This window comes from Metabacillus niabensis (assembly GCF_902829255.1).
Taxonomy (GTDB): domain Bacteria; phylum Bacillota; class Bacilli; order Bacillales; family Bacillaceae; genus Metabacillus; species Metabacillus niabensis.
Genome location: NZ_CADEPK010000186.1, coordinates 1 through 12,291, shown reverse-complemented (window position 1 = coordinate 12,291; position 12,291 = coordinate 1). Strand labels below are relative to the sequence as shown.

10 protein-coding genes are annotated in these 12,291 nt (G+C 38.1%); all 10 read left to right on the top strand.

The genetic code is table 11. The annotated features are described in order from the left end of the window. The coding region (locus HU235_RS12785) for a purine/pyrimidine permease (RefSeq protein ID WP_174880448.1) at positions 1-565 on the top strand (565 nt) is incomplete at its 5' end. 247 nt (positions 566-812) lie between these two features. Next, positions 813-1,535 carry a (Fe-S)-binding protein gene (locus HU235_RS12780; protein ID WP_095299508.1) on the top strand — a complete coding sequence of 241 codons (723 nt, stop codon included), beginning with the start codon at positions 813-815 and terminating at the stop codon, positions 1,533-1,535. Between the two features lie 3 nt (positions 1,536-1,538). Next, a complete protein-coding gene (locus tag HU235_RS12775) occupies positions 1,539-2,963 on the top strand; it encodes a LutB/LldF family L-lactate oxidation iron-sulfur protein (RefSeq protein WP_095299509.1) in 1,425 nt (474 codons plus the stop codon). A gap of 1 nt (position 2,964) precedes the next feature. Beyond that, positions 2,965-3,684: a LutC/YkgG family protein gene (locus HU235_RS12770; protein ID WP_217451442.1), complete on the top strand. Its 720-nt coding sequence runs from the start codon at positions 2,965-2,967 to the stop codon at positions 3,682-3,684. 226 nt (positions 3,685-3,910) lie between these two features. Next, on the top strand, positions 3,911-5,980 hold the full coding sequence (locus HU235_RS12765) for a bifunctional aldolase/short-chain dehydrogenase (RefSeq protein ID WP_095299513.1): 2,070 nt from the start codon (positions 3,911-3,913) through the stop codon (positions 5,978-5,980). A 521-nt stretch (positions 5,981-6,501) separates the two neighbouring features. After that, positions 6,502-7,263 (top strand): DeoR/GlpR family DNA-binding transcription regulator, encoded by a 762-nt coding sequence (locus HU235_RS12760; RefSeq protein ID WP_174880447.1) that lies wholly within the window; start codon positions 6,502-6,504, stop codon positions 7,261-7,263. 31 nt (positions 7,264-7,294) lie between these two features. After that, positions 7,295-8,260 carry an AraC family transcriptional regulator gene (locus tag HU235_RS12755; protein ID WP_095299515.1) on the top strand — a complete coding sequence of 322 codons (966 nt, stop codon included), beginning with the start codon at positions 7,295-7,297 and terminating at the stop codon, positions 8,258-8,260. A 169-nt stretch (positions 8,261-8,429) separates the two neighbouring features. Further along, complete coding sequence (rhaB, locus tag HU235_RS12750; protein ID WP_174880446.1) at positions 8,430-9,839, top strand: rhamnulokinase; 1,410 nt, start codon at positions 8,430-8,432, stop codon at positions 9,837-9,839. A gap of 25 nt (positions 9,840-9,864) precedes the next feature. Next, positions 9,865-11,118 carry an L-rhamnose isomerase gene (gene rhaA, locus HU235_RS12745; RefSeq protein ID WP_095299517.1) on the top strand — a complete coding sequence of 418 codons (1,254 nt, stop codon included), beginning with the start codon at positions 9,865-9,867 and terminating at the stop codon, positions 11,116-11,118. Between the two features lie 259 nt (positions 11,119-11,377). Then, positions 11,378-12,291 (top strand): NAD(P)-dependent alcohol dehydrogenase (locus tag HU235_RS12740; RefSeq protein ID WP_174880445.1); only part of this gene is annotated, 914 nt, incomplete at its 3' end.

Below are 12,291 nucleotides of genomic sequence, written 5' to 3'. Positions count from 1 at the left end.
TCTTGGCTGTTTAGTTAATTTAAGCAATACGAGAACAACAGTTGAAGCGACGTCAAAAATACTTAACGAGACAGCGAGCAGTCATCAATATAAAAGCTCTTATTTATTAACAGGTTTATATGCAGCACTAGCACCGGTCTTCGGATTAATCTCCTATTCGCCATATGCATCATCTATTGGATTTTTGGAAAGTACGAAAATGGTAAATAAGAGGCCGTTTCTAGTAGGTGGGGGATTGATGGTTCTGCTTGGAATCATTCCAGCCCTAGGCTCATTATTAGCAACATTACCGATTACAGTCGGAAATGCGGTTTTATTTGTTGCTTATCTTCAACTATTTGGAACGTCGATAAAAAGCTTAAACGGCTACCAATTTTCATCGAAAACGATTTATCGATTAGCGATTCCTATTTTAGTAGGGGTATCGATTATGACGCTAGATAGCGAAGTATTTACTAGCCTACCAATCTATTTACAGCCGCTTTTTGGTAATGGGTTTATTGTAGGTGTGCTTTTATCCGTTTTTATTGAAAAACTCATCAAATGGGATAAAGTAGTGGATTAAATCATTAACTCCTAACCTTGAGGTAGACATTATCTTTAGGGAAGGAGTTATTCCCTCATTTTGCATTTCTCGGATTATTTAAAAAAACTCCAAAACAACTAACTTCATACTCACATTTTCTATAAAAACAAAACAAACAAATCAAAATAAATAAAAACAAACAAAAACGGGTGTTAAAACAAAAACAAAAGTAGTATAATCAAGAAAAGTAGTTGAGGATTTAGTTTCTATGAAGGAGGTTACTAGATTGAAAGTCTCTCTTTTTATTACATGTTTAGCAGATGTTTTCTACTCAAATGTAGGGAAGCATACTGTCGAATTATTAGAAAAGCTTGGGTGTGAGGTTGATTTCCCTGAGCAGCAAACATGCTGTGGTCAACCAGCCTATAATAGTGGGTATCATAAGGAAACGAAGGAAGTTGCCAAGCATATGATTAAGACATTCGAGGCATCAGATTATGTTGTTGGGCCGTCTGGATCATGTATTGCAATGCTCCGTGAGTATGGGCATCTCTTCAAGGATGAGCCGGTTTGGAAGGAAAAGGCGGAAAAGCTTGCAAGTAAATCATATGAATTAACTCAATTTATTGTTGAGGTATTAAAGGTAGAAAACGTCAATGCTAGTTTACCAGCATGTGCTACGTATCATAAATCATGTCATATGACACGGCTATTAGGTGTGAAAGACGCACCATTGAAGCTGTTGGAAAATGTTGATGGCTTGGATGTAAAGCCACTGCCGAATAGTCATGACTGCTGCGGCTTTGGTGGAACGTTCTCGGTGAAAATGGTGCCGATTTCTGAGCAAATGGTTGATGAGAAGGTTCAGCATGTTGAGGAAACAGGAGCAGAAATATTAATCGGTGCAGACTGTGGCTGTCTCATGAACATAGGTGGACGGATTAACCGAAAAGGAAAGCCGATAAAAGTGATGCATATTGCAGAAGTACTCAATAGTGAGGTGAAATAAAGCATGGCGATGAAAATCAGTGATGACAAGTTTTTTGAACGGGTTGATAAAGGTGTTAATAATTCATTTATGCGAAATGCGGTTGCATCTGCGCAGGAACGAATGCAAGGTAAGCGATTAGCGGCAGCAGATGAGCTAGGAAATTGGGAGGAATGGCGTAAGCTCGGGGAAGAAATTCGAACACATACGCTTGAAAACCTAGATTATTATTTAGAGCAGCTTAGCGAAAACGTGATAAAACGCGGTGGCCATGTATTTTTTGCGACAACAAAGGAAGAGGCAAATGAATATATAACAAAGGTTGTCAAAGAAAAGCAAGCGAAGAAAATCGTTAAATCGAAATCGATGGTGACGGAGGAAATCCACTTAAATGCTGCATTGGAAGCGGCTGGATGTGATGTGATTGAAACGGATTTAGGTGAATATATTTTACAGCTTGATGACCATGATCCACCATCACATATTGTTGTACCAGCACTTCATAAAAACAAAGAACAAATCCGTGATACTTTTAAGGAAAAGCGCGGCTATCAAAAATCGGAAGTCCCTGAAGAGCTTGCCCTTTTTGCTAGAGAACAGCTGCGTCAGGAATTTTTAAGTGCTGATTTAGGCATAACAGGCTGTAATTTTGCTGTAGCAGATTCCGGATCGATTAGTCTTGTTACAAATGAAGGGAACGCTGGACTTGTAACCGCTTTACCGAAGACGCAAATTACCGTGATGGGAATGGAAAGAATTGTGCCAACATGGGAAGAGCTTGATATTTTAGTTAGTTTATTATGCAGAAGCTCTGTTGGGCAAAAGCTAACGAGCTATATAACTGGATTAACAGGCCCAAAGGAAGATGGGGATGTTGATGGTCCGGAAGAGTTTCATCTTGTCATTGTTGATAATGGTCGTTCAAATATATTAGGTACAGAATTTCAAAGTGCTCTTCACTGTATCCGCTGTGCTGCATGTGTCAACGTATGTCCAGTGTATCGTCATATCGGTGGTCATTCATATGGCTCGATTTATGCAGGTCCAATTGGTGCGGTTTTAACCCCGTTGCTAGGAGGCTATGAGGATTATAAGGAATTACCTTATGCATCAAGCTTATGTGCAGCATGTACAGATGCATGTCCGGTAAAAATTCCTCTGCATGAATTGCTCATAAAGCATAGAAGAAAGATTGTTGAGGATGAAAAGAAGTCTCCATTCGCTGAAAAGCTTGCAATGAAAGGCTATCAGTTAGCTGTAAGCAACCCAGCTATATATAAGGCAGGAACAAAATCTGCATCAACCGTCATGGCGCCATTTACCGGAGGAAACAGTATTCAAAAGGGGCCAGGCCCTATAAAGCCATGGACAGATGTTCGTGATTTCCCAGCACCGAATAAAGAAAGATTTCGAGATTGGTATAAAAAGCGTGAGAAGGGTGGCGAGTAAGTTGGCACAAGGGCAAATCATTGGTCGCGAACCATTTTTAAATCAACTGGCAGCTAAGCTTGGCCGCGAGCGGAAGAAGGATGTTCAAAAACCTGTGTGGAAGCATGCTCCACAATATGATGTTTTAAAGGATGCTACTCAAGATCAATTAGTGGAAGTGTTAAAGAAGCATTGTGAAGTAATCCATACGCAATTTATTGAAACGAAGGCTGAAGGACTACTACAAGTAATTGAAGAAGTATTTACACAATATGAGGTCAATCGTGTTGTCACTTGGAATGACCCTCGTCATGAGGAGTTTGCTCTTTTAAACCACCTGCAAACGAAGTGGCCAGCGGAAGGAAAAGCTGTCCACATTTGGGATCCATCCCTTATGGAAAAAAATATCGAAGCAGCGGAAAAGGCAGATGTCGGCATCACATACAGTGACATCACCTTAGCAGAATCAGGAACAGTCGTCCTCTTCAGCAGTGAAAATAAAGGAAGAACGGTTAGTCTTCTTCCGAAAACATATATTGCGATCATCCCAAAAAGTACATTAGTACCGCGGATGACACAAGCAACAGCAATGATCCAAAAGCAAGTGGAAGAAGGCAAAAACATTGCCTCATGTATAGACTTTATTACAGGACCAAGCAATAGTGCTGACATTGAATTAAATTTGATTGTGGGTGTCCACGGGCCGATAAAAGCGACGTATATTGTTGTGGAGGATAAATAAACAAAAATAAAGGCATACGAAACTCAAACTGAAGTGAGCTAGTATGCTTTTTTCTTTGATTTTTAGAAAAGTAGAGTGTGAGCATATGTTGACAGTCAAAATAAATATAAATTTCAAAAATAAACAAAAAAGATATTCAAAAATAAACAAACATAATGTATAATCAAAAACAGATAAACAAATATGAAAAAAGAGATAAACAAACAATATAGAGGAGGAAACAAAAATGGTTAAAAGTTTATGGGATAAAGAGAAAGCGGCAACATTACCAAAGGGAGTGGAGGAATTAGTTTATCGTTCAAATCTTATTGGATCTGATCGTTCTGTATGTAACTGGGGTGGCGGTAACACTTCAATGAAAACAATTGAGAAGGACTTCCGCGGCCGTGATGTTGAAGTCATGTGGGTAAAAGGAAGCGGCTCGGACTTAGCAACAATGAAGGCACATAATTTCACTGGTTTAAGAATGGAGGATATCCGTCCATTAATCGAGCGTGACGAAATGTCTGATGAAGAAATGGTTGCTTATCTAGCTCATTGCATGATCGATAGCAAGCATCCACGTGCATCAATCGAAACATTATTACATGCATTCCTACCATTCAAGCATGTTGACCATACTCACCCAGATGCAATTATTAGCGTATGCTGTGCAGACAACGGCCGACAAATTGCTGAGGAAATTTACGGGGATCGCTTCGTATGGGTACCATATGTTCGCCCAGGATTTACTCTTTCTAAAATGATTGCAGAAGGTGTTAAAAACAATCCAAATGCAGAATTAGTGTTAATGGAAAAACACGGCTTAGTCGTTTGGGGAGAAACAGCAGAAGAAAGCTATGAAAAAACAATTTCAATCATTAATGAGGCAGAGCAATACATTCAAACTAGATTAGTAGAGGAAAAGGCATTTGGCGGACAAAAATATGAAGCTCTTTCAGAAACAGACCGTAAAAGCGTCCTAGCTCAAGTGATGCCAGTTATCCGTGGTGCAGTTAGTGATGAAAAGAAAATGCTTTTAACATATGATGACGCAGAAGATGTTTTACAATTTGTAAATAGCAACAATGCGAAGGAATTATCACAGGTTGGCGCTGCATGTCCTGATCATTTAGTACATACAAAAATGACGCCACTATATATCGATTGGAATCCGCAAGAAGAGGATGTTGCTAGCTTAATTGAAAAAGTAAAAACAGGTGTTGAAAGCTTTAAAGAGGAATACAAAGCATATTTTGAGCGTAACAAAAACGAAGGAGACAAAATCTCTGAAGCAGCTCCACGTGTTATTCTAATCCCTGGTATCGGTATGGTGAACACAGGGAAAACATTAGCAATGGCTAATGTAAGTGGTGCTTTATACCATCGTGCAATTGCGGTTATGAAAGGTGCTACGACTCTAGGAAACTTTGTATCATTAAATGAAAATGAATCTTACAATGTTGAATATTGGCCATTAGAGCTTTATAAATTATCTTTAGCACCAGCTGAAGCAGAATTTTCTCGCCAAGTAGCATTTGTAACTGGCGGAGCAGGTGGAATTGGTAGTGAAACTTGTCGCCAATTTGTCGCAGAAGGTGCACATGTTGTTATTGCAGACCTTAATATCGAAGGTGCGGAAAAGGTTGCAGCTGAAATTAATGAACAATACGGTGAAGGCCGTGCAATCGCAGTAAAAATGGACGTGACAAGTGAGGAAGCTGTTCAAGCAGCATTCGAAAAAACAGCATTAACATACGGCGGTGTTGACATTATCGTTAACAATGCAGGTCTTGCTACATCAAGTCCATTTGATGAAACATCACTTAAAGAATGGAATTTAAACATGAATGTGCTAGGAACAGGGTACTTCCTTGTCGCACGTGAAGCATTCAAGCAAATGAAAACACAAGGTGTCGGCGGAAATATGGTATTTATCGGCTCTAAAAACTCAGTTTACGCTGGAAAAAATGCAGCAGCATATAGCTCTGTTAAGGCGATGGAAACTCATCTTGCAAGATGTATTGCAGCTGAAGGCGGTCAATATGGTATTCGCGTTAACTCTGTTCTTCCAGATGCTGTGTTACAGGGTTCAGCAATTTGGGGCTCAAGCTGGAGAGAAGAACGTGCAGCAGCATACGGTATTCACCCAGACCAATTAGAAGAACATTATCGCAAGCGTACAACATTATTGGTTAATATCTATCCGAAAGATATCGCACAATCGATTTTATTCTTTGCTTCTTCTAAATCTGATCGCACAACAGGATGTATGCTAACAGTTGACGGTGGAGTACCTGCAGCATTCACTAGATAATAGAAAAAAGTGCCTTGAAAAGCATAAACACAAGAAGCTAGAAGGCAAAGAACGAACAGCTCTAGAAATTTATCTTATCTGAAACGAAAATGAAGGTGTAATAGCAATCGACTATTGCACCTTCATTTGTATCATGAAATGACTAGTTTTAGAAAAGACTGTAAACGTAGTTATCGTTTTTAGCGATGAGATTCCTAAGGGAGAAGAACTCCAAAGAAAACTCATTGCAAAGTCCAGCAACGTGGGAATTTTAGGACAACGAGCTTTACCAAGTTAATGAACCATTAGTCAATGGATATCGTAAGCGGAACATTCACGTAGTAACAAAGAGTGTAAAAACAAATTTTTAATAACCTATAAACCCTATTTGGAAACGCTTCATAAATTCCATTTTCATATGCTATACGCAAATAATAGATTATGTCATAATTAATAAAGAGCCTACAAGCAAATCGTGCAAGTAAGCTCTATCCATGATTGAACATTCCTCATTGTGAGTGAACAGGAGGTTAATATAAGAAATGCTTGTAGCAGAAAGACATCGAAAAATCGTTGATGTAGTAAATGAAAGATTAAGCATAAGAGTGACAGAACTAAGTAAACTCTTTCATGTAACAGAAGAAACAATAAGGCGTGACCTAGAAAAGCTTGAAAAGGAAAATCTTTTACGCCGAAGTCATGGTGGTGCAGTTAGCATTCAGGATGAACAAGCAGAGGTTTCCTATATGGAAAGAGAAATTACGAATGCTGCTGAGAAACGGGCAATTGCCATTGAAGCGGTTAAGCTCATCAAACCAAATGATCAAATCGTATTAGATGCAAGTACGACAACATGGTATATGGCGAAGGAAATGCCAGATATACCATTAACCGTTATTACGAATTCAATTAAGGTTGCAATTGAACTAAGTAAAAAAGAACAGATTAAGGTGATTTCAACAGGTGGGATGCTATTATCTAAATCACTCTCATATGTTGGACCATTAGCTGAACGTTCATTAAATATGTATCATGTCAATAAAGCATTTATCTCATGTAAGGGCGTCCATATTGAAGGTGGCTTGAGCGACTCAAATGAATGGCAGGCATTATTAAAAAGACAAATGATGCTCATAGCTGATGAAACGATTGTAATGGCAGATTCAACTAAGTTTGGGGTACGAACTTTTGCTCATATTGCTGATATTCAGCAAGTATCATGTGTGTTAACAGATGAAAAAATCTATGCAAACGATCAAAAGATATTTGAGGAAAAAGGCATTGTGATGAAGATTAGTAAATGAGCTAGCTTTGCTGACAAAGAGGGGATAGGAAATGGGAGCTGACCTATTTACGGAGTTATTACAATTAAATGACGAAGAAAAGCTCATGCTCCAGCAGAAAAAAGAAGTGAAAAAGGAGCTATATACAAGCCAGGAGCATTTCATCGTTGAAAGTGAAAAATTTCTTAACAATAATACGATGATTATGATTCGCAAGCATACTCGCTTCGTTGATTTTCCAAAGCATAAGCATAATTATATTGAAGTGAATTATGTTTATAATGGCGAGCTTCATCAAACGGTTGGAACGGAGAATTTCACCTTGAAAAAGGGTGATTTACTCTTTTTAAATCAACATATTGAGCATGAGCTAAAGGCATGTGGAGAAGAGGATATCATTATTAATTTTATTATCCGCCCAGAGTTTTTTTCGTTTATCTTCTCCTATTTAACGACCGAAAATTTGTTAAGTAACTTCTTAGTGAATAGCTTATTTAACCATACGCAAAATGGGCAATATCTTTATTTTGCTGTTTCAAAGGTAGAAAGCATTCAAGAGCTCATCAAAAAAATCATTGAAGAAATGATGTGGCCTTCGATGATGTCTGAATCAACGATCAAATTGTATATGGGTCTCTTTATGATCGAGCTTATTAAACATTTAGATAAAGTGAAATATAAGGAAAATGACGGAAAACATCAAACGATCGTTGAGTCATTAAAATATATTGAAGAGCATTATAAGGATGCTACATTATATGACCTTGCAAATAGATTAAAGCAGCCACATTATGCATTAAGCAAACAAATCAAAAAGGCGACAAATTATACGTTTAAGGAATTGCTCCAAGAAAAAAGACTAACTGTCTCAAAGGAATTATTAGAAAATACCTCATTATCAATCACTGCGATCGTTGAGCAGGTTGGTTATGAAAATATCAGTTATTTTTATCGTGTGTTTAAAGGCAAATATGGTTATACACCGAAAAAATATCGTGATAAAACAGGACAAAAATAATAAAGAAAAGGCTATCTATCCCATATAAGTAAGCGGATTTGATAGCCTTTTTCGTTTTTGTGGATTTTTTGCAAATAAGGACAAAAAATATGTTGAACCACGATATAGGATTATATGTCGTTATTTTTTATTATAGAATAAAGGAAACGTTTTCAATGGAGGTGTTTAAATGAGTACATATAGCTTAGCTGTTGATATCGGTGCATCAAGTGGAAGGTTAATTCTTGGGCATCTTGAGAATGGTAAGCTTAAATTGAATGAAATACATCGATTTGAAAATAACATCATCCGTAAAGGTGACCATTATTGTTGGGATGTTGAACGGTTATTTCAAGAAATAAAAACAGGAATTAAAGCATGTAACTCATTAGGCATTAAGCCGGAAAGTATCGGGATTGACACATGGGCTGTTGATTTTGTCTTATTAGATGACGAAAATCAGCTAGTAACAGATGCTGTTGCCTATCGGGATCCGCGAACAGATGGAGTAATGGAAGAGGTTTTTAAGAAAATTCCTAAAGAAAAACTATATTTAGAAACAGGAATCCAATTTCAAAAATTTAATACCATCTATCAATTATATGCGTTAAAGCTAAAATCTCCTGAAGTATTAAAAGAAGCAAAGAGCTTCTTAATGATACCAGAGTATTTCAATTTTCTATTAACAGGGAAAAAGGCAAATGAATATACAAATGCAACTTCAACTCAGCTAGTCAATGCATTTACGAAAAATTGGGATGCAGACCTATTAAATGAATTAGACATCAATAGGGACATATTTCACGAAATAAAGCCGCCAAAAACAATTCTTGGAACCTTATCTGAGGAGTTGGTAGCTGAGTTTGGCTTTGATATGAAGGTCATTCTTCCTGCAACACATGATACTGGATCAGCAGTGATCTCTGTTCCTGAACTGGAGGATACAATTTATATAAGCTCTGGTACATGGTCGTTAATCGGTGTCGAAAACCACTTCCCAATCTGTGTTCCAAAAGCATTGGAATATAATTTTACGAATGAAGGTGGACTCGACTATCGCTTCCGTTTCCTCAAAAATATTATGGGGCTATGGATGATTCAAGAGGTAAAACGAAATTATGATGACCGGTACTCCTTTGCTGAGCTAGTTGAGCTTGCTCGCTCTGAAACCGAGTTTCACTCAATCGTTAATGTTGATGATGATCGATTTCTTAAACCTGACAATATGATTGAGGAAATCCAAGCATATTGTTTGGAAACAAAGCAGCAGGTGCCAGAAACACCAGGACAGTTAGCAAAATGTGTGTATGAAAGTTTAGTAGAAAGCTATAAAAATGCCATCAATGAAATAGAAGAAATCTTTGAAAAAACATATTCCAAAATCAATGTTATTGGTGGTGGCTGCCAAAATGAAATGCTTAATCAATTAATAGCTGATGTGTTGCAAAAGGAAGTGTATGCAGGGCCAGTTGAGGCGACGGCAATCGGCAATCTTGTTGCACAGCTGATGGCATTAGGGGAAATAGCAAATATCGACGAAGCAAGAAAAATCATTAAAGACTCATTTGAGGTAAAAACATATAAAGCGCTTAATGTATAAAAATCTAGTATTGGAGGAAGAAAAAATGACAATGAAAGAAAGCTTTGAGCTTGCTAAAAAACAGTATGAAAAATGGGGAATTCAAGTAGATAACGTAATTGAAACGTTAAAAAGCGTACCAATTTCAATTCACTGCTGGCAAGGGGATGATATTGGTGGCTTTGAAGTAAATAAAAGTGAATTATCTGGCGGTATCGATGTCACTGGTAATTATCCTGGGAAGGCAAGAACTCCTGAAGAGCTTAGAAATGATTTAGAAAAAGCACTTTCCCTCATTCCAGGAAAACACCGTGTGAATTTGCATGCAATTTATGCGGAAACAAATGGTGAGGCTGTCGAACGTGACCAATTAGAACCGAAGCATTTTGAAAACTGGGTAAACTGGGCGAAGGAGCATGGTCTAGGACTTGATTTTAATCCAACATTATTTTCCCATGAAAAGGCTGCAGACGGATTAACATTATCACACCCTGATCCTGAAATAAGAGAATATTGGATTAACCACTGTATTGCAAGTCGCAAAATCGGGGAATATTTCGGTAAGGAATTAGGAACACCAACGTTAACGAATATTTGGATCCCGGATGGCTATAAGGATGTACCAAGTGACCGTCTAACACCAAGAGTACGTTTAAAGGAATCTCTCGACAGAATCTTTGCTGAAGACATTGATGAGAAGTATAACGTAGATGCGGTTGAAAGCAAGCTATTTGGCATTGGCTCTGAATCATATGTTGTCGGCTCACATGAATTTTATTTAGGCTATGCCTTAAAAAATAATAAACTATGCTTATTAGATACAGGACATTATCATCCAACAGAAGTCGTTTCTAACAAAATTTCGGCAATGCTTCTTTACAGTGATAAGCTTGCTCTACATGTTTCACGCCCTGTTCGTTGGGATAGTGATCACGTCGTTGCATTTGATGACGAACTTAAAGAAATAGCCCTTGAAATTGTGCGAAACAATGCGTTAGATAAAGTGATGATCGGCTTAGACTTCTTCGATGCAAGCATTAACCGTGTCGCAGCATGGACAATCGGTACTCGCAATATGATTAAAGCATTGCTATATGCATTATTAATGCCAAATGACCACTTAAAGAAATTACAGGATGAAGGCAATTTCACAGAAAGATTGGCACTCATTGAAGAATTCAAATCCTATCCGTTTGGTGCTATTTGGGACTACTACTGTGAGCAAATGGGAGTTCCGGTACAGGAAAGCTGGTTAGAGGACGTAAAGAAATATGAGGAAGAGGTTTTAGCAAAAAGATAAGATAGAAGCATGCCCCTATAGAAGTTCATCTGTAGGGGTTTTATACTGAAAAGAAAAGTTTATGTGTACTTAGTTTTGGTATAGAAATCCTTCTGGTTACAAGCCACAACAGCCTCTTGTACCTTGTTTGTCTGAAGTGAACGATGACGCTTGCGCTTTTCTACTATACTAAAATAGTACATTTTTTCCTTTCATGTTTCTACTAAACACCATATAATGAAAGCGAATACACTATTAAACAAAGGGGAGGAGAAAATAAATGAATCAACATGAACTTCCAGCTGTTATGAAGGCAGCTGTCATGAATAAACCTTTTGAAATAGAAATAAAGGAAATGGACGTTCCAGGCGTTCAAGGTGATGAGGTACTTGTAAAGGTGATGGCTGTTGGGGTATGTGGCTCAGATATTCATTATTATGAACATGGGAGAATTGGCCGGTATGTTGTTGAAAAACCGATTATTCTAGGTCACGAATGTGCAGGCATCGTCGTTGCTATCGGGGAGAAGGTAACAAAGTTTAAGATCGGTGATCGGGTAGCAATTGAACCAGGGATTACATGTGGTAAATGTGAATATTGCAAGCAGGGAAGATACAATCTTTGTCCAGATGTAGAATTTCTTGCAACCCCACCTATCGATGGTGCATTTGTCCAGTATCTTAAACATCGGGAGGATTTTTTATTTCCGATCCCAGATGAGCTATCTTTTGAAGAGGCTGCATTAGTCGAACCATTTTCCGTTGGCATCCATGCCTCAAAGCGCTCTCAGCTACAACCAGGCTCGTCTGTTGCGATAATGGGAATGGGGCCTGTAGGTTTAACAGCTGTTGCGGCGGTAAAGGCCTTCGGTGCATCAAACATCATCGTGACAGATTTAGAAGCGAATAGACTTGAAGCAGCGAAAAGATTAGGTGCTACTCATGCCATTAATATTGCGAATGGAGATCCAAATGAACAGATTTTGCAAATTACAAATGGAAAAGGTGTCGATGTTGCCTTTGAAACAGCTGGTAATCCACATGCGTTAAGATCGGCGTTAAAGGCTGTGAAACGTGGCGGAAAACTAGCAATTGTCGGGCTCCCGCCTCAAGATGAAATTGCCCTTAATGTCCCGCTTATTGCTGATAATGAATTAGATATATTCGGGATTTTCCGGTATGCAAATACATATTC

What these genes read in the sequence shown, in the direction of transcription:
- HU235_RS12775 (WP_095299509.1), top strand. Translation starts at nt 1,539, where the DNA reads ATGGCGATGAAAATCAGTGATGACAAGTTTTTTGAACGGGTTGATAAA.
- HU235_RS12765 (WP_095299513.1), top strand. Translation starts at nt 3,911, where the DNA reads ATGGTTAAAAGTTTATGGGATAAAGAGAAAGCGGCAACATTACCAAAG.
- HU235_RS12760 (WP_174880447.1), top strand. Translation starts at nt 6,502, where the DNA reads ATGCTTGTAGCAGAAAGACATCGAAAAATCGTTGATGTAGTAAATGAA.
- HU235_RS12755 (WP_095299515.1), top strand. Translation starts at nt 7,295, where the DNA reads ATGGGAGCTGACCTATTTACGGAGTTATTACAATTAAATGACGAAGAA.
- rhaB (WP_174880446.1), top strand. Translation starts at nt 8,430, where the DNA reads ATGAGTACATATAGCTTAGCTGTTGATATCGGTGCATCAAGTGGAAGG.
- rhaA (WP_095299517.1), top strand. Translation starts at nt 9,865, where the DNA reads ATGACAATGAAAGAAAGCTTTGAGCTTGCTAAAAAACAGTATGAAAAA.